Here is an 18231-nt window from a genome sequence, read left to right as displayed (position 1 = left end):
TTGAGCGAATCTGACGCCACCTCGGCGGGATCTTCGGCAGCTGATTTCGACGTCACTGGGCGTCGAATCTTTTCCCTGGCGTTTCCGGCACTCGGGGTACTGGCGGCCGAACCCCTCTATCTGTTGTTCGACATCGCCGTGGTCGGCCGACTCGGGGCGCTTCCGCTGGCCGGATTGGCAGTCGGTGGTCTGATCCTGTCGTTGGTGAGTACGCAGCTGACCTTCTTGTCGTACGGCACGACGGCGCGCGCCGCACGGCTGCACGGGGCGGGCCGCGAGCGCGACGCGGTGGGCGAGGGCGTTCAGGCGACCTGGCTGGCGGCCGCGATCGGCTTGGCCTTGGTAGTGATCGTGCAGGTGATCGCGGGCCCGCTGACTTCGGCGGTGGCCGGGACTCCCGACATTGCCGCGGCTGCGGAAAGTTGGCTTCGGATAGCGGTATTGGGTGTTCCACTCATCCTGGTGGCCCTGGCCGGCAACGGCTGGATGCGCGGGGTTCAGAACACGGTGCGACCGCTTCGGTTCGTCCTTGTCGGCCTGGGTATTTCGGCGGTGTTGTGCCCGATTCTCGTGCACGGTTTGCTCGGTGCTCCCCGGATGGAACTCGAAGGATCAGCTGTCGCGAATCTGGTCGGCCAGAGCGTTTCGGGTGTCCTGTTCGCTTGGGCACTCTTTCGTGAACCGGTCTCGGCTCGACCGCATTTTGCAATCATGCGGGCGCAGATGCTGATGGGCCGTGACCTGATTCTGCGCAGCCTCGCATTCCAAGCGTGTTTCGTCTCGGCGGCCGCGGTGGCGTCGAGGTTCGGTGCAGCCGTAGTCGGTGCACACCAAGTTGTCCTCCAACTGTGGAACCTGGTTTCGCTCCTTCTCGATTCCTTGGCGATCGCCGCCCAAACGCTCATCGGAGCTGCCCTCGGCGGTGGATTCGCAGCCGCCGCGAAGAGGATGACCTGGCGGATCACTGCCTGGTCGACGGTATTTGCCGTGGTACTCGCGATCTTCTTCGCCGCGGGCCACTCCGTGATCCCCGGACTTTTCACGTCCGACGCCGAGGTGCTCGGTCAAATGTCGATCGCCTGGTGGTTCTTCGTCGCGATCATGCCGGTAGCGGGAATCGTGTTTGCACTCGACGGTGTTCTGCTCGGCGCCGGGGACGTGGTGTTTCTGCGCAACGCGACCATGCTCTGCGCAGTTCTCGGATTTCTGCCCGCGATCTGGCTCTCCCTCGCCTACGACTGGGGGCTGGCCGGAATTTGGGCAGGGCTTACCGTGTTCGTAGTACTTCGGATGGTCGCGGTGTCGTGGCGAGCGTTTTCCGGCAAGTGGGCAGTGACAGGTCCGGCGACGGCGAAGCGCGGAAGTTCAACTGAGGAAGCAGAGGGATCGTGGCAGCAAAGCTGATGGCGGTGAGCGACATTCATGTCGGTCACAACGGCAACAAGCCGATGACGGAGGAACTGTTCCCGGATTCGCCTGACGACTGGCTCATTCTCGCCGGAGATGTTTCCGAGAAAACTGACGACATTCGGTGGGCGTTGAAGCTCCTTCGCAGCCGATTCGCAAAGGTCATCTGGATTCCGGGCAACCACGAACTGTGGACGACCGCCAAGGATCCGGTTCAGATTCACGGAGCGCCGCGGTACGAGTACCTGGTCAACATGTGCCGCGAACTTGACGTCATCACGCCCGAGGACCCGTTCCCGGTGTGGGAGGGAGACGAGGGCCCGGTCACGGTCGTCCCGATGTTCCTTCTCTACGACTACTCCTTCCTGCCGGAAGGCGCGCGAGACAAGGAACACGGGCTCGAGATCGCGCGGGACAAGAACGTCGTCGCCACCGACGAGTTCCTGCTCTCGCCGCAGCCGTATGCAACGCGCGACGCATGGTGCCGGGCGAGAATCGAATACACCCAGGCACGGCTGGACGCGCTCCCCGAAGGCACAAAAACCGTTCTGGTGAACCATTTCCCGATGGTCCGGCAGCCCACGGACGTGCTCATGTATCCGGAGTTCGCGTTGTGGTGCGGAACCACCGCGACCGCCGACTGGCATGTGAAGTACAACGCGGTGTGCTCGGTGTACGGGCACCTGCACATTCCTCGAACCACGTACTACGACGGCGTCCGCTTCGAGGAAGTCTCACTCGGATACCCGCGCGAATGGCGTCGGCGTGGACTGCCGGAGAAGTTGTTGCGTCAGATTCTTCCCGTTCCGGAGTACCCGCCGGGAACGCTCAACAAGTGGGGTGGCCACTTCAAGGTCACGCCGAAGCAGGAAGCCGAAGTCGAGCGCATGCGCGCCGGACGCTGAGAGGTATCGCTACGTGATCGAACAGATTCTTCCCGGTGGAGTTGCGACGGCCGAGGCCTTCGTGGATCCGCCCGGTCTGGTTCCGCACCCCAGTGAGGAGGCGTTGATCGGCCGCGCGGTCGAGAAGCGCCGTCGCGAGTTCGTGACTACCCGGCACCTTGCGCGTCAGGCGATGGGCAAGCTCGGTGTTCCGTCTGCCGCTGTCATGCGCGGCGAGCGTGGTGCCCCACTCTGGCCGCAGGGAGTGGTCGGGAGCCTCGCCCATTGCGACGGCTACCGCGGCGCTGTCCTGGCGTACTCCATGCAGGTCCGCTCACTCGGTATCGACGCCGAGCCGCACGGCCCGCTGCCGGACGGGGTATTGCCCGCGGTCAGCATCGAAGCGGAACGAACGTGGCTGGACACTCAGGAAACCGGCGGTCCGGTGCACTGGGATCGAGTGCTCTTCTGCGCGAAGGAAGCCACGTACAAGGCGTGGTTTCCGCTCACTGGGCGCTGGTTGGGTTTCGAGGACGCCCACATCACATTCGAGGCGGAGTCGGAAACTTCCGGAACTTTCAACTCGCGTCTGCTGGTCCCCGGTGAGGCGACGTCTGGTCCGCCGCTCACCTCTTTCGACGGCAGGTGGTTGGTGTCGGACGGGCTCATTCTGACGGCAATTTCGGTGCAGTGAGCGCGACTGGCAGAATCGGCACACGTGTCAGCTCGTGAAAAGCCTTCCTCCGGTCTTGTCGGCGCCGGAATCCTGATTGTCGACAAAGAGGCGGGCATCACCAGCCACGACGTGGTCGCTCGGTGCCGCAAGTTGTTGAACACCCGCAAGGTGGGACATGCCGGGACTCTTGATCCCATGGCGACCGGCGTCCTCGTTCTCGGCGTCGAGCGTGCGACCAAGTTGCTCGGACTCCTGGCACTGACAACCAAGGCGTACTCGGCGACCATTCGCCTCGGTGCAGCGACGGACACGGACGATGCCGAAGGGGAGGTCCTGACTTCCGCAGACGCTTCGCAGGTGACGGACGCGGAGATCGCGGCGATCGTGGCAACGCTGACCGGAGACATCAAGCAGATCCCGGCAAGCGTGAGCGCTATCAAGGTCGACGGTCAACGCGCACATGCCCTGGTGCGTGCGGGAGAAACCGTCGAGCTGGCGCCGCGCCCGGTAACGGTGTCGACTTTCGAAGTTCTGGCTCGGCGAGATGTCCCGGGTGGCTTCGTCGATCTGGATGTAGACGTTGAGTGCTCTTCCGGAACATACATCCGCTCGCTTGCACGCGACCTCGGTCGTGAATTGGGCGTCGGCGGTCATTTGACGGCATTGCGCCGCACCCGCGTCGGGCCGTTCACTCTCGAACATGCGCGCACGCTCGAAGATCTCGCGGAACAGCCGGGTGTGAGCCTAGACATCGATCAGGCCGCGCAGACGGCTTTTCCGCATCGGCAGATCACGGCGGAGGAAGCCGAGGCGATCAGCCAGGGGCGCTGGCTCGAGCCGATCGGGATGAAGGGGATCTGTGCGGCGATCGATCCCACCGGTCACACGATTGCGCTTCTGCAGGAGAACGGTCGACGCGCCAGTTCGGTGATGGTCGTGCGACCGGCGACGCTTCGCGGGTGATCGTTCGCGAGCGTGTCGACGGCGACCTCGACGGTTGCGTCGATGCGTTGGCACAGGTCCACGAGTGCGACGGATATCCGAACATGTGGCCGCAGAACCCGCACCGCTGGCTCAGTTCGCCCACGGTGGTGAAGGCGTGGGTCGGTGAGAGCGACGGCCGTGTTGTCGGTCATGTGGTCGTCGACCGCGAGGTTGCAGGCGCGCCCACCACCGCGGGATCGATAGCCGTGTCGCGATTGTTCGTTCATCCCCATGCGCGGGGAAACGGCCTCAGCGGTGCGCTACTCGACGCTGTCACGGATTTCGCAGTCGAAAGTCAGTTGGAACTGGTGCTCGACGTCGTCGAGGACGCTTTGCCGGCGATCGCGCTGTACGAGCGTCGAGGTTGGGTGTACGTCGACGAGAGGCTCGCCGACTGGACCCGGACCGACGGAGTCCGGCCCGTGGAACGGCGATACCGTCTGCCGCTCTGAGCGGCCTCGACTACACGAGCCAAATTGCTTGAGCGACTGGGCTTCCCAGGTCGATGGTGTCGGGGCTGTCGCCGAGTCGAACGGACACTGTGCCGGCGAAATCACGGCGTTCTTCGACAGTGATGTCGACATCGAGACTGACGCCGACGGAATCGAAGTACCGAAGCATTTCGGGATCGGAATCGGAGATCCGGGCAACGCGGCCCCGCTCGCCGTTGGCGAAGTCGCTGAGCTGACGGGCCGGGGGAGTCGGCACCGAACCATCGGTGGCGGGAATGGGATCGCCGTGCGGGTCACGTTCGGGGAAGCCCAGTTTGGCGTCCATCCGCGAGATCATCAGATCCGAAACGGCGTGTTCGAGGACTTCGGCTTCGTCGTGGACTTCGTCCCAGCCGTACCCGAGTTCCTGAACCAGATAGGTCTCGATCAACCGGTGGCGCCGGACCATGGACACAGCAGCCGCGCGGCCACTGTCCGTCAGAGCGATGGAACCGTAGCGGGCGTGATCGACGAGGCCCTGGTCCGAGAGTTTGCGGATCGCCTCGGACACCGTCGAAGCCGAGACGTTCATCTTCTCGGACAGGAGCTTGGTGGACACCCGCTCGTGGGACCACTCCTGGATCGTCCAAATGACCTTGAGGTAGTCCTGAGCCACCGACGAGAGTGCGAGCGTGTCGATTGCCGCGCCGTGCGCCGAAGTGCTGTCGCCATCCGACGTCGATGATGCTTCCGAGGTTCCGGTCTTGTGAGCTGCCACAACGCTTAGCTTAGGCTACGAAATCCGGAACTTCCGTACGTGAGCGGCAGCACAGCGGTGATTCGCTGGGCGGGTCCGAACGTGACCCGCCGCCGGTGGACCCGTAGGCTGCCAATCGTGCTGAGATGGCGTGGTCTCGACGAAGTTCCGGCCGATTGGGGTCGTTGTGTGCTCACTATCGGTGTGTTCGACGGTGTGCATCGTGGGCATGCCCAATTGATAGCGAGAGCGGTTACCGCTGCGCGCAAACGTGGTGTTCCGAGCGTGTTGATGACGTTCGACCCGCATCCCATGGAGGTTGTGCGGCCGGGTAGTCATCCAGCCCAGTTGACGACGCTGCAACGGCGTGCGGAATTGGCTCAGGATCTGGGCATCGACGTGTTCTGCGTGATGCCGTTCACCGCTGATTTCATGAAGCTGACGCCGGAGCGCTACGTCCACGAAATTCTCGTCGAACGTCTGCATGTCGCCGAGGTGGTGGTGGGGGACAATTTCACCTTCGGCAAGAAGGCGCTCGGCAACGTCGATCTTCTTCGTGAGATGGGCGCTCGCTTCGGCTTTGCGGTCGATGGCGTCCAGTTGCTCGCCGAGCATGCGGTGACGTTCTCGTCGACCTACATCCGCTCGTGCGTCGACGCGGGCGACATGGAAGCGGCTACCGAAGCTCTCGGCCGTCCACATCGTGTCGAAGGTGTGGTCGTCCACGGTGACAAGCGTGGACGCGAGTTGGGATTCCCGACGGCCAATGTTGCACCGCCGATGTTTTCGGCGATTCCGGCCGACGGCGTCTACGCAGCGTGGTTCACGGTGCTCGGCGCCGGCGAGGAACTCGGAACTGTCGTTCCCGGTCGTCGATACCAAGCCGCAGTGTCTGTAGGGACCAACCCGACCTTCTCCGGCCGGACCCGAACCGTCGAGGCGTACGTTCTCGACACCGAAGCAGACCTGTACGGACAACACGTCGCTGTCGACCTGGTTTCGCGGATTCGGGGCATGGAGAAGTTCGACTCGATCGAGTCGCTCATCACGGCGATGAACCGAGACGTCGAACGCGCACGCCAAATCCTGAGTGAGGATGCAGAGCGCAGCGTAGGTTGAGCTCGTCCTGAACTAGTGGCGGCGGCCACATTCGCTCTAGGTGGGCGAAAGCGCCTCATTGCTGCTGGTAGGATCTTCTCTCGGTGCGTGCTGCGGTTTGCGGTGGCCGCACCGATCTAGTTCCTTTCACGCAAACGTCATCACAGGAGTGAATCAAGTGGCATTGACCACGGAAGAAAAGAAGGTCGTTCTCGGCGAGTACGGCTTGCACGAGACCGACACGGGATCGCCTGAAGCTCAGGTGGCAATGCTCACCAAGCGCATCACCGATCTCACCGAGCACCTCAAGACCCACAAGCATGACCACCACTCGCGTCGTGGACTGCTCTTGATGGTCGGTCGCCGTCGTCGTCTGCTGAAGTACGTGGCAAAGACTGACGTCGCTCGCTACCGCACGCTCATCGAGCGTCTCGGCCTGCGTCGCTAGATTTTTCTCACGACGCTGATCGAAAGCAACACGGCACGCTTCGGTTTGCCGAACACTCCGTTAGCCGGCGAAGCCACGCATATACTGGGCTTCGCTGGCTTTCGGCGTTAGCTGCCGCAAGGCAGTTTCCGCTGTCGGCGCTATGCACAGTTGTCTACGCACAGTTGTGCAGTGCGCAGCCAGCACACCGTATGCACCAGAGAACGTGGTGTCGGTTGTCGGTAGTGGTTCTCCGGACCGGGCAAGTGCCCGAAAGCTCCGGCGGACTTCGATCGACGGCCGCCCGAACGTAGTGACGTCCCGAAGCAGAAATCGCTCGCATCGCAAGGAGCGTCTGCAATTCAAGAGGGGGACGTCCCTCGGTGCGCAGTTTCCACCAGGAGGGTGGAAACGCCCGCGCGGGTACGGCGAAGACGAGAGGGAAGTGAAGAGAAAAGAATGACAGAGAATTCCGTAGTAGAGGTCGACGAAGGCGTGTTCGAATCCACCGCCGTGATCGACAACGGGTCCTTCGGTACCCGCACCATCCGTTTCGAGACCGGACGCCTTGCTCAGCAGGCCGCCGGCGCCGTCGTTGCTTACCTGGACGACGAGACCATGCTGCTGTCCGCCACGAGCGCCAGCAAGCACCCCAAGGAGCACTTCGACTTCTTCCCCCTGACGGTGGACGTCGAAGAGCGTATGTACGCAGCGGGCCGCATCCCCGGCTCGTTCTTCCGTCGTGAGGGACGCCCCTCCACCGACGCGATCCTGACCTGCCGCCTCATCGACCGGCCGCTGCGCCCGTCCTTCGTCGACGGTCTCCGTAACGAGATCCAGGTCGTCGTCACGGTCATGAGCCTCAACCCGCAGGATCTGTACGACGTCGTGGCCATCAACGCCGCTTCCGCGTCGACGCAGATCGCGGGCCTGCCGTTCTCCGGACCCGTCGGTGGCGTGCGTGTTGCACTCATCGTCTCCGACGACAACAAGGCCGGCCAGTGGGTTGCATTCCCGACGGTCGATCAGCTCGAGAACGCCGTCTTCGACATGGTCGTAGCCGGCCGCGTCGTGTCCGGCAGCGGTGACAACGCTGACGTAGCGATCATGATGGTCGAGGCCGAGGCCACCGACAACGTCATCGCGAAGATCGCCGACGGCGCTCAGGCACCGACCGAGGCCATCGTTGCCGAAGGCCTCGAGGCCGCCAAGCCGTTCATCGCACGCCTGTGCGCTGCTCAGGCAGCACTGGCATCCAAGGCTGCAAAGCCCACGGGTGACTACCCCGTCTTCCCGGCGTACCAGGACGACGTTTTTGCTGCCGTCGAGGCTGCTGCGTCCGAAAAGCTCAATGCCGCACTGACAATCGCCGGCAAGCAGGAACGCGACGACAAGACCGACGAGGTCAAGGTCGAGGTTCTCGAGCAGGTTGCACCCAACTTCGAAGGCCGCGAGAAGGAACTGGGAGCAGCGTTCCGCTCGCTCACCAAGAAGCTGGTTCGCCAGCGCATCCTGCGCGATCAGTTCCGCATCGACGGCCGCGGCGTCACGGACATCCGTTCGCTGTCCGCCGAGGTCGCGATCATCCCGCGCGCACACGGCTCCGCACTGTTCGAGCGCGGCGAGACCCAGATCCTGGGTGTTACCACTCTCGACATGGTCAAGATGGCTCAGCAGGTCGACTCGCTCGGTCCCGAGACCACCAAGCGCTACATGCATCATTACAACTTCCCGCCGTACTCCACCGGTGAGACGGGTCGCGTCGGTTCGCCGAAGCGTCGCGAAATCGGTCACGGTGCACTCGCCGAGCGCGCTCTCATGCCGGTTCTGCCCAGCGTCGAAGAGTTCCCTTACGCGATTCGCCAGGTCTCCGAGGCTCTGAGCTCCAACGGTTCCACCTCGATGGGCTCGGTGTGTGCGTCCACGCTCGCACTGCTCAACGCCGGTGTGCCGCTTCGCGCTCCGGTTGCCGGTATCGCCATGGGTCTGGTCTCCGACCAGGTCGACGGTGAAACCCGCTACGTCGCTCTGACCGACATCCTCGGCGCCGAAGACGCCTTCGGCGACATGGACTTCAAGGTCGCAGGCACCAAGGACTTCGTCACGGCCCTGCAGCTGGACACGAAGCTCGACGGCATCCCGTCGCAGGTTCTTGCCGGTGCACTCTCGCAGGCGAAGGATGCGCGGACCACGATCCTCGAGGTCATGGCGGAAGCCATCGACACCCCGGACGAGATGAGCCCGTTCGCTCCCCGCGTGACGGCCATCAAGGTCCCCGTCGACAAGATCGGTGAGGTCATCGGCCCCAAGGGCAAGATGATCAACTCCATCACCGAGCAGACCGGTGCCAACATCTCCATCGAAGACGACGGCACCGTGTTCGTCGGCGCCACCGATGGACCGTCTGCACAGGCCGCGATCGACATGATCAACGCCATTGCCAACCCGCAGCTCCCCAAGGTCGGCGAACGGTTCCTGGGCACGGTCGTCAAGACCACCGCCTTCGGTGCCTTCGTTTCGCTCCTGCCGGGACGCGACGGACTGGTGCACATCTCGAAGCTGGGCAGCGGTAAGCGCATTGCCAAGGTCGAAGACGTGGTCAACGTCGGATCCAAGATCCGCGTCGAGATCGCCGACATCGATGCACGTGGCAAGATCTCGCTGATCCCGGTCGAAGAGGGCAACGACGAGGCTGCCGCTCCGGCCGCCGACGAGGCTGCTTCCGAGTAGATCTCACTCGTACTCTGATGCGGCCCCGCGCGGATTTCCGTGCGGGGCCGCATCTGTACTGTCTGTAGACACGAGCCTGTAGATACCTGATTCAACACTTGCACCGAGGACTGCTGAACCTTTTCATGGCAAAGACCACTCCCAACACCACGCGCAGCCGCAGTGCTGTGCTGAAATCGCCGATCGATGCGACTCCTGAATCGGGAGTGCAGCGCACGGTCCTTCCCGGCGGCCTGCGCGTCGTCACCGAATTCATCCCCGGTGTGCGTTCCGCCTCCGTCGGCGTGTGGGTCGGAGTCGGTTCCCGCGACGAGCAGCCGAGTGTGGCCGGTGCCGCGCATTTTCTCGAGCATCTGTTGTTCAAGTCGACGCCGTCACGGACCGCGTTGGACATCGCGCAGGTCATGGATGGTGTGGGCGGCGAACTCAATGCATTCACGTCGAAGGAACACACCTGTTTCTACGCGCACGTGATCGACGAGGACCTCCCGATGGCGGTGGACCTTGTTGCCGACGTCGTACTGCGTGGGCGCTGCAGAACTGCGGATGTCGACGTCGAGCGGCAAGTAGTGCTCGAAGAGATCGCGATGCGAGACGACGATCCGGAAGACCTGCTCGGCGACGCCTTCCTGACCGCGTTGTTCGGAGATCATCCTGTCGGTCGTCCCATCATCGGTAGCGTCGAATCGATCGAGTCGATGTCGCGCAATCAGCTGCATTCCTTCCATGTTCGGCGTTACACGCCGCAGCGGATGGTGCTGGCAGTAGCGGGGAACGTCGACCACAAGCAGGTTGTGACGCTCGCTCGCCGCGCCTTCGCCGGGCATCTCGAGCGTGGAGTCAAGCCGGCGCCGCGGCGCGAAGGCACTCTGCGTTTGCGAACGATGCCTGAACTGAGCTTGACCCACCGCGACAGCGAGCAGGTCCACCTTGCGCTCGGAGTACGCGCGTTCGGTCGGCACGAGGGTCATCGCTGGGCTCTGTCGGTTCTCAACGCCGCAGTGGGCGGCGGGCTGAGTTCTCGTCTGTTCCAAGAGATTCGCGAGAAGCGTGGGCTTGCGTACTCCGTCTATTCCGGCGTAGACACCTTCGCGGACACCGGAGCGTTCTCCGTGTACGCGGGTTGCCAGCCGGAGAACCTCGGGGAGGTCGCCACAGTGATCCGCGAGGTACTTGCGAACGTGGCGACGGACGGAATCACCGATGCCGAGATCGCCCGCGCCAAGGGATCGCTGCGCGGCGGATTGGTTCTGGCACTGGAAGATTCAGGTTCACGCATGAACCGTATCGGTCGCAGTGAACTGAATTACGGCAACCATCGCAGTGTTGCGCAGACGCTCGCGACCATCGACGCGGTTACCTCCGAAGAGGTGCTCGAGGTGGCGCAGGTGCTCTTGACCAGGCCTTTTGCAGCCGCCGTTGTCGGCCCGTACAAGCGGGTTCGTGACCTTCCCGCGTCGGTACGCGGGATCGTGGGCAAGTAGTTCGAACTATCGAAATCGGGGTGTGCAGTTGAAGATCCGTGGTGCAGTGCTCGAAGAGATCGGCCGGGAGCGTCCCTTTGCGGAGTCGACTCCGATTTCGATTTCGGAACTCGACCTCGAATCCCCGGGCCCGGGTGAGATCCTCGTCAAGATCGAAGCTGCCGGGCTTTGTCACTCCGACCTCTCCGTGGTCGACGGGAATCGCGTTCGCCCCGTGCCGATGTTGCTGGGCCACGAGGCGGCTGGTCGAATCGTCGAACTCGGCGACGGCGTTGATTCGTTGTCGGTGGGCACCCGCGTCGTGATGACTTTTCTTCCGCGGTGTGGCGAGTGCGCGGGATGCGCCACTGACGGCCGGATGCCGTGCACGGTGGGTAGCGCCGCCAACAACGACGGCAGTTTGCTCGGTGGCGCGCAACGACTGCGGCGCTCCGGCGAGAGCGTCAAACATCATCTCGGCGTTTCGGGTTTCGCGACGCATGCGGTGGTCAACGCCAAGTCCGTAGTTGCCGTCGAAGACGATATTCCGGCCGAGATTGCAGCCGTACTCGGTTGCGCGGTGTTGACCGGCGGGGGAGCGCTACTCAACGCGGCTAATCCTCGCCCGGCGGACACTGTGATGGTGGTCGGCTTGGGCGGGGTCGGGATGGCCGCAATCCTGACGGCGCGGGCACTCGGGGTCGAGAACGTCATCGGCGTCGACGCACTGGAGTCCAAGCTGGCTCAGGCGCTGGAACTGGGCGCGACCGAGGTCTTCACACCGTCCGGCCTGTCCGAGAGTGGCGTTCGCGCAGACATCGTCGTCGAAGCTGCGGGAAATGCTCGGGCGTTCGAGACAGCCGTGGCCGCGACGGCAGCGGGTGGCACGACCGTCACGGTCGGGTTGCCTGCGCCTGACGCACGCTCGTCGATCTCGCCGCTCGGGCTGGTGGCCGAAGCGCGGACCATCATCGGCAGTTACCTCGGATCCGCCGTCCCCGCCCGCGACATCCCGATCTACGCGCAATTGTGGCGGGACGGGAAGCTACCGGTCGAGAAGCTCATCTCCTCGCGAATCGAGTTGGACGACATCAATTCCGGCATGGACGAACTTGCCGACGGAAAAGCAATCCGACAGGTCATTATTTTCGACTGAAATCGTTACCTCCTGTAACGCTTCTCTCATACTGGACGACTACTCGAATGACGTTGCGTGACGCCCCGGGGGTCGGTCGTACGTTTTCCAAAAGTTGATTGGGGAGAAGATATGCCGGTTCGTGGGTTCTTTTCGCGACATCGAATACTGGCGGGTGCAGTAGCGCCCGCAGCGCTCGGCGTGGCCGCGTTGGTGGCGGTCGCAGTTGCCGTGGATTCTCCGCAATCGCAGACGATCGAGACCGAGTTGACCGCGTCTGTCACCGAGTGCCACGACACGGTCGGGATCGGTGTTGCCGGTCGCGGAGACACGCCTGTCGAGGGCACAACGAAGATGCTCGTCGGTGCGGATGGAACGACACTCCTCCCCGCGGCGCTCACAGACGACTACAGCAGCCACTGGGTCGACCCGGTACTCAAGGCACCAGCCGGTTCGGTCAAGGACGGCTCGTACGCCTCCGTCTACATCGCGTATCCCGCAAACATGGACAGTTACGAAGAGGCCGTGACGACGGGCGCGGACAACACCCGCGCTGTGATGAAGGCAATCAGCGCGGCCTGCCCGAACACGAAGTTCTCGATTGTCGGCTACAGCGAAGGCGCTGACGTAGTGCGCCGCGTCGCGATGGACATCGGCTCGGAGTCGAGCACCTCCGGCATCAATCCGGACAACGTCGTCGGTGTGGTCATCTTCGCCGACGCTGGTCGACTCGCGGGCGAGGGGCCGTTCCCCGGCGCCGAGAACCCGTACGCGAACCCGAACGGTTTCAACCAGCAATATCAGAACGGAAAGAACACCGCTTCCGGATCCGGGGCACTTCCAGGCACCAGCGGAGATTTCGGGGCCCTGAACGGCAAGATTGCGTCGTTCTGCTCTGACGGCGACCTCACCTGCGCAGCTCCCGAGAACATTTCACTCCTGATTCTGGCGGCAAACGTCGGCCGACAGCTCAACGTCGACCAGTTGCAAGCGCAGAATCTGACGCCCGCCACCGGCATGGACATCGCGGTCGTGATGGGACGCGTGATGTTCGACGCCTTCAACGACATCTCGAGCAATCCCACCTGGATGCAGAGCGACGAAACCTTCCTCGATGTCTTGCTGAAGGTCTCCGACCCGGCGTACAAGCCGAGCGAGGCCACCACGACGCCGGTCGCAAAGGACTCGGTTTCCACTGAGGAAGTGTCGCCGTTGGCGTACCTGCCGCAGAAGCTGTTCAAGGAAATCGTCGGCCTCATCGCCACGAACCAGAACACCATCCCCGTAGTCATGAACGATCCGTACGGCCTGACCTTGGGCCCGGATGTCGGTCACCACTTCGACTACTGGCGTGATTCGGATGCTGCAAACGGCAAGCCCCTGACATCAGCGGAGTACGCAGCGGCGTGGCTGACCTATCTGGCCAAGCAGGCGCAGGACGGCAAGCCGGTCGATTCGTCGGCGAAGCCGACCGCCGAAGAGATGGCGGATGCCATCGACGCCTTGGCTGCTTCGCCTTCGGTTACCGACTCGGCCAAGCCCACCACAACCACGGGCGAAGCGGTACAACCAGCACCCGCAGGTTCGGAATCTGCAGTACCGGCACCCGCGGCTCCTACGACGACATCCGTTGCGCCGGCCGCGACGCCGAGTGTGACTTCAACCGTGGCGCCGTCGACTTCAGTCGAGTCGAGTGAACCGCCCGCCGCGACCACGACAACGACAACATCAACAACAACAACGACACAGGCTGCGGCCGGCTAGCCGAGACGTTTCCGTTCGTCAAAAACGCTGTCACAGGCTGCGATCCGCAAGTAGTTGCGGATCGCAGCCTGTTTTGTATGTACGGGTTACGTACGGCGACGGTTGGTGCTTATCGTGGAAGGGAGGTTTCCGGATCACGAATCGTGGGTTTCACCGTGCACGAGCTGTCTATTGCGCAGAGTGTGGTCGAAGCCGTGTGCGAGCGTGCCGGCGAGCGACGAGTATCGAGCGTGCGGCTGGAAGTAGGGCAACTCTGCGCAGTGGTTCCACACTCTCTGCTGTTCTGCTTCGACGTTGTCACGGCGGGTACTCACGCCGAGGGTGCCAGCTTGCACATCGATCAGATTGCAACCAGCGCGCGATGCAAAAGCTGTGGCGTGACTTTCTCGCCGCCCGACATGTTCTTGTTGTGTGGGTGCGGCAGTGCTGATGTCGAGGTGCTTGCCGGCCGTGAGTTGCGGATCCTGTCGATGGAAGTGAGCTGAGCATGTGCGCGACGTGTGGGTGCGGGGACACCACGGGACCTCGGGTGTCGGTCGTCGCCGGCGGAGAACACGAGCAGGACGACAGCCATGGGCACGGTCACCACCACCACCACGACCATGACCATGACCATGACCATGACCATGACCACGACCACGACCACGACCACGACCATGGGCACGGTCACTCCGACCACACTGTAATTCTCGAGCAGCAGGTGCTTGCCAAGAACGACGGCATTGCGGTTCACAATCGTGAGTGGATGCGGGGCCGCGGAGTCACGGCGCTCAACATCATGAGTTCGCCCGGCGCGGGTAAGACGACATTGCTGGCGCGAACGATCCGGGAACTAGGACGAGAACGACCGATTGCCGTGATCGAAGGTGACCAGGAAACCCGGCTCGACGCCGAGCGGATTCGTGAGGCCGGCGCGTCAGTGGTCCAGGTCAACACGGGGGCGGGCTGTCACCTCGATGCCGAGATGATCGATCGCGCGCTGCGCGCCTTGGACCCCGCGGACGAGTCGCTGCTTCTGATCGAAAACGTAGGAAACCTGGTGTGCCCCGCGCTCTTCGACCTGGGCGAGGAAGGCAAGGTTGTCCTAATTTCGACGCCGGAGGGGGTCGACAAGCCGAAAAAGTACCCGCACATCTTTGCCGTCGCGGACCTCGTGGTGATCAACAAGATCGACTTGCTCCCGTACGTCGAGTTCGACGTCGATGCCTGTGTCGCGCAAGCGAAAATCCTCAATCCTGCTGTGCGCGTTGTTGTTCTATCGGCCACGACAGGTGAGGGCATGGACGAGTGGTACGAGTGGATCGGTAGTCGTTCGGCGATTTCTCCGGTGGCCGTTGACAACTGATCTGCTCGGGTAGTTAATGAAATGAGTGGGTGCCACGCAAGTGGGCCGAGGTTCGACTCCGGTGGCGTCAGCGTTTCGGTGCCGCAGCAATTTGAGGCCATAGCGTGTCAGGCAGTAGCGGTGCCGAGAATCAGGCGCAAGTGCACCCGTGAAAGCGGCTGACATGGACACACAAAAATCGACTGCTGGCACCACGGCGGAACCTGCCTCCAAAAGCGCAGCTACCCCCGAAAGCGCAGCGGCCAAAGCGGAAGAAACTCTGATCCACGTGCTGTGGATCAATGCCGGTCTCAGTTGCGACGGTGATTCGGTGGCGCTCACCGCGGCCACGCAACCCAGTATCGAGGAGATCGCGCTCGGTGCGTTGCCCGGTCTGCCTCAGGTGGCGGTTCATTGGCCGCTCATCGACTTCGAATGTGGACCGCAGGGTGGCGCTGACGATTTCCTGGAATGGTTCTGGAAAGCCGACCGGGGAGAATTGGAACCCTTTGTTCTTGTTGTCGAAGGATCTATACCGAACGAGAAACTTCACGACGAAGGGTACTGGTGTGGTTTCGGGAACAATCGCGAAACCGGCCAACCGGTCACCACGAGCGAATGGCTCGACAAGCTGGCACCGAAAGCCACTGCGGTAGTTGCGGTCGGCACGTGCGCAACCTACGGCGGCATACATGCGATGGCCGGCAATCCGACCGGTGCGATGGGCGTGCCGGACTATCTCGGGTGGACCTGGAAATCGAAGGCGGGCATCCCGATCGTGTGCGTTCCCGGGTGTCCCATTCAGCCGGACAACCTCTCCGAGACCCTGACCTATCTTCTGTACATGGCCACTGATCAGGCGCCGATGATTCCCTTGGACGAATCCCTCCGCCCGCAGTGGCTTTTCGGTGCCACCGTTCACGAGGGCTGTGACCGTGGCGGGTACTACGAGCAGGGCGAGTTCGCGACGGAGTACGGGTCGCCGAAGTGCATCGTCAAGCTGGGATGTTGGGGACCGGTCGTGAAATGCAATGTCCCCAAACGCGGTTGGATAAACGGAGTCGGCGGGTGCCCTAATGTCGGCGGGATCTGCATCGGCTGCACAATGCCGGGATTCCCGGACAAATTCATGCCGTTCATGGATGAACCACCTGGCGGCAAACTCTCCACCAATGCGGTGGGAATGTACGGGTCCGTGATCCACAGTCTGCGCCGGATCACCGGTCACACGTTGGACAAGGAACCGCACTGGCGCGAGCGCGGGTCGAAGTTGCTCACCGGTGCGACGCGTACCTGGTGACCGACCGGATACCTTCAAATCAGTTCGTGAGCAACGTCTCTGGGAGGCACTGCAATGACGGCCATCGTTCCCGAACCCACCTCGACTGCGGACCGCGACGGTCTTGTCGAGATGGCGTGGGACCCCATCACCCGAATCGTCGGCAGTCTGGGTATCTACACCAAGATCGACTTCGCCAATCGCGAAGTGGTGGAGTGCCACAGCACGTCGTCGATCTTTCGTGGGTATTCCCTGTTCATGAAGGGGAAGGACCCGCGCGACGCGCATTTCATCACCAGTCGTATCTGCGGCATCTGCGGTGACAATCACGCCACGTGCTCGTGCTACGCACAAAACATGGCGTACGGCGTCAAGCCGCCGCATCTAGGCGAGTGGATCGTCAATCTCGGCGAGGCCGCCGAGTACATGTTCGACCACAACATTTTTCAAGAGAATCTGGTCGCAGTCGACTACTGCGAGAAGATGGTCTCCGAGACGAATCCCGGTGTGCTGGCGCAGGCAGAGAACACGCGCTGCCCGCACGAGGAGCAGCACGGGTATCGCACGATCGCCGACATCATGCGGACTCTCAATCCGTTCACGGGTGAGTTCTATCGCGAAGCGTTGCAAGTCTCGCGTTCGACTCGCGAAATGTTCTGCTTGATGGAGGGTAGGCACGTCCACCCATCGACGCTCTATCCCGGCGGCGTCGGCACCGTCGCGACGATCGAACTGATGACGGACTACATGTCGCGGCTGATGCGGTACGTCGAATTCATGAAGAAGGTCGTGCCGATGCACGACGACCTGTTCGACTTCTTCTACGAGGCGCTGCCCGGTTACGAGAAGGTTGGCCTGCGGCGGACCCTGCTGGGTTGTTGGGGATCGTTCCAAGACCCCGAGTACTGCAATTTCTCGTACAAGGACATGACCGACTGGGGCCGGAAGATGTTTGTCACTCCCGGTGTGGTTGTCGACGGAAAGTTGGTCACCACGGATCTGGTGGACATCAACCTCGGTATCCGAATCATGCTGGGGTCCTCGTATTACGAGGACTGGAGTGATCAGGAGATGTTCGTCAAGACCGATCCGCTGGGTAACCCGGTCGATCGCCGGCACCCGTGGAATCAACACACCAACCCTCACCCGCAGAAGCGGAACCTCGAGGACAAGTACAGCTGGGTCATGTCACCGCGATGGTTCGACGGAAAAGACAACCTCGCTCTGGATACCGGCGGGGGAGCATTGGCTCGTCTGTGGAGCACCGCTCTTGCCGGCCTGGTCGACATCGGATACCTGGAGTCGACCGGACACAGTGTGAAGATCAATCTTCCGAAAACAGCACTGAAGGGTCCTGTCTCGCTCGAGTGGAAGATTCCAGAGCATGGCAGCAATACTCTCGAAAGGAACCGTGCGCGAACGTATTTCCAGGCATACGCAGCAGCGGCTGCCCTTCACTTCGCAGAGAAGGCGCTTGTCGAGATCCGGGCAGGCCGTACCAAGACGTGGGAGTCGTTCGAGGTTCCGGACGAGGGAATCGGTTGCGGATTCACCGAAGCCGTCCGCGGAGTTCTCTCACATCACATGGTGATTCGTGACGGCAAGATCGCGAACTATCACCCGTACCCACCGACCCCGTGGAATGCGAGCCCGCGCGACAGCTACGGAACCCCCGGTCCGTACGAGGATGCCGTGCAGGGTCAGCCGATCTTCGAGGAGAACGATCGAGACCACTTCAAGGGCATCGACATCATGCGGACCGTGCGTAGTTTCGATCCCTGTCTGCCGTGTGGTGTTCACATGTATCTCGGCGGCGGTAAGACCCTGGAGAAGTTGCACTCACCGACGCAGTCCGTGACCGGGGAGTGATCG

At 62.5% G+C, this 18231-nt stretch carries 16 protein-coding genes; 15 read left to right on the top strand and 1 reads right to left on the bottom strand.

Going from position 1 to position 18231, the window contains the following annotated elements; genetic code table 11:
- From QM596_RS12460 to QM596_RS12440, 5 genes are read left to right on the top strand one after another with little or no spacing between them, the layout of a single operon-like run.
- Positions 1 to 1404, top strand: a complete 1404-nt coding sequence (locus tag QM596_RS12460; protein ID WP_256065069.1) for an MATE family efflux transporter — start codon at positions 1 to 3, stop codon at positions 1402 to 1404.
- A complete protein-coding gene (locus tag QM596_RS12455; RefSeq protein ID WP_283309152.1) occupies positions 1389 to 2312 on the top strand; it encodes a metallophosphoesterase family protein in 924 nt (307 codons plus the stop codon). Before QM596_RS12460 ends, QM596_RS12455 begins: the two co-directional genes overlap by 16 nt.
- Positions 2313 to 2325: 13 nt before the next feature.
- Positions 2326 to 2985: a 4'-phosphopantetheinyl transferase family protein gene (locus tag QM596_RS12450; protein ID WP_003942126.1), complete on the top strand. Its 660-nt coding sequence runs from the start codon at positions 2326 to 2328 to the stop codon at positions 2983 to 2985.
- A gap of 24 nt (positions 2986 to 3009) precedes the next feature.
- Entirely contained in the window at positions 3010 to 3930 is a 921-nt protein-coding gene (truB, locus tag QM596_RS12445; RefSeq protein ID WP_133728989.1) for a tRNA pseudouridine(55) synthase TruB, read from the top strand.
- Entirely contained in the window at positions 3927 to 4403 is a 477-nt protein-coding gene (locus QM596_RS12440) for a GNAT family N-acetyltransferase (protein WP_283309151.1), read from the top strand. The genes truB and QM596_RS12440 overlap by 4 nt, the downstream gene beginning before the upstream one ends.
- Positions 4404 to 4413: 10 nt before the next feature.
- On the opposite strand, the gene QM596_RS12435 is transcribed toward QM596_RS12440, so the two are convergent.
- The gene (locus QM596_RS12435) at positions 4414 to 5160 is read right to left on the bottom strand and encodes a metal-dependent transcriptional regulator (protein ID WP_019748070.1); all 747 of its coding nucleotides are present in this window, start codon (positions 5158 to 5160) and stop codon (positions 4414 to 4416) included.
- A 117-nt stretch (positions 5161 to 5277) separates the two neighbouring features.
- Between QM596_RS12435 and QM596_RS12430 the strand changes: the two genes are divergently transcribed.
- The 10 genes from QM596_RS12430 (at position 5278) to QM596_RS12385 (ending at position 18228) form a co-directional block, all read left to right on the top strand.
- Positions 5278 to 6258: a bifunctional riboflavin kinase/FAD synthetase gene (locus QM596_RS12430; protein ID WP_019748071.1), complete on the top strand. Its 981-nt coding sequence runs from the start codon at positions 5278 to 5280 to the stop codon at positions 6256 to 6258.
- Between the two features lie 157 nt (positions 6259 to 6415).
- Positions 6416 to 6685, top strand: coding sequence for a 30S ribosomal protein S15 (rpsO, locus tag QM596_RS12425; protein WP_003942254.1), 270 nt, complete (start codon positions 6416 to 6418; stop codon positions 6683 to 6685).
- 438 nt (positions 6686 to 7123) lie between these two features.
- Complete coding sequence (locus tag QM596_RS12420; RefSeq protein WP_092764502.1) at positions 7124 to 9394, top strand: polyribonucleotide nucleotidyltransferase; 2271 nt, start codon at positions 7124 to 7126, stop codon at positions 9392 to 9394.
- 125 nt (positions 9395 to 9519) lie between these two features.
- Positions 9520 to 10878 carry a M16 family metallopeptidase gene (locus QM596_RS12415; protein ID WP_019748074.1) on the top strand — a complete coding sequence of 453 codons (1359 nt, stop codon included), beginning with the start codon at positions 9520 to 9522 and terminating at the stop codon, positions 10876 to 10878.
- Between the two features lie 28 nt (positions 10879 to 10906).
- Entirely contained in the window at positions 10907 to 12013 is a 1107-nt protein-coding gene (locus QM596_RS12410; RefSeq protein ID WP_283309313.1) for an alcohol dehydrogenase catalytic domain-containing protein, read from the top strand.
- Between the two features lie 111 nt (positions 12014 to 12124).
- Positions 12125 to 13756 (top strand): cutinase family protein, encoded by a 1632-nt coding sequence (locus QM596_RS12405; RefSeq protein WP_283309150.1) that lies wholly within the window; start codon positions 12125 to 12127, stop codon positions 13754 to 13756.
- A 155-nt stretch (positions 13757 to 13911) separates the two neighbouring features.
- Positions 13912 to 14241, top strand: coding sequence for a hydrogenase maturation nickel metallochaperone HypA (hypA, locus tag QM596_RS12400; protein ID WP_095970748.1), 330 nt, complete (start codon positions 13912 to 13914; stop codon positions 14239 to 14241).
- 2 nt (positions 14242 to 14243) lie between these two features.
- Positions 14244 to 15101 (top strand): hydrogenase nickel incorporation protein HypB, encoded by an 858-nt coding sequence (gene hypB / locus QM596_RS12395; RefSeq protein ID WP_283309149.1) that lies wholly within the window; start codon positions 14244 to 14246, stop codon positions 15099 to 15101.
- Positions 15102 to 15264: 163 nt separating this feature from the next.
- Complete coding sequence (locus QM596_RS12390) at positions 15265 to 16380, top strand: NADH-quinone oxidoreductase subunit B family protein (RefSeq protein WP_283309148.1); 1116 nt, start codon at positions 15265 to 15267, stop codon at positions 16378 to 16380.
- Between the two features lie 54 nt (positions 16381 to 16434).
- A complete protein-coding gene (locus QM596_RS12385; RefSeq protein WP_020907450.1) occupies positions 16435 to 18228 on the top strand; it encodes a nickel-dependent hydrogenase large subunit in 1794 nt (597 codons plus the stop codon).
- Positions 18229 to 18231: the final 3 nt, after the last annotated feature.

This window comes from Rhodococcus sp. IEGM 1406 (assembly GCF_030056745.1).
Classification (GTDB): Bacteria; Actinomycetota; Actinomycetes; order Mycobacteriales; family Mycobacteriaceae; genus Rhodococcus_F; species Rhodococcus_F erythropolis.
This window is presented reverse-complemented; position numbering and strand designations above follow the sequence as displayed.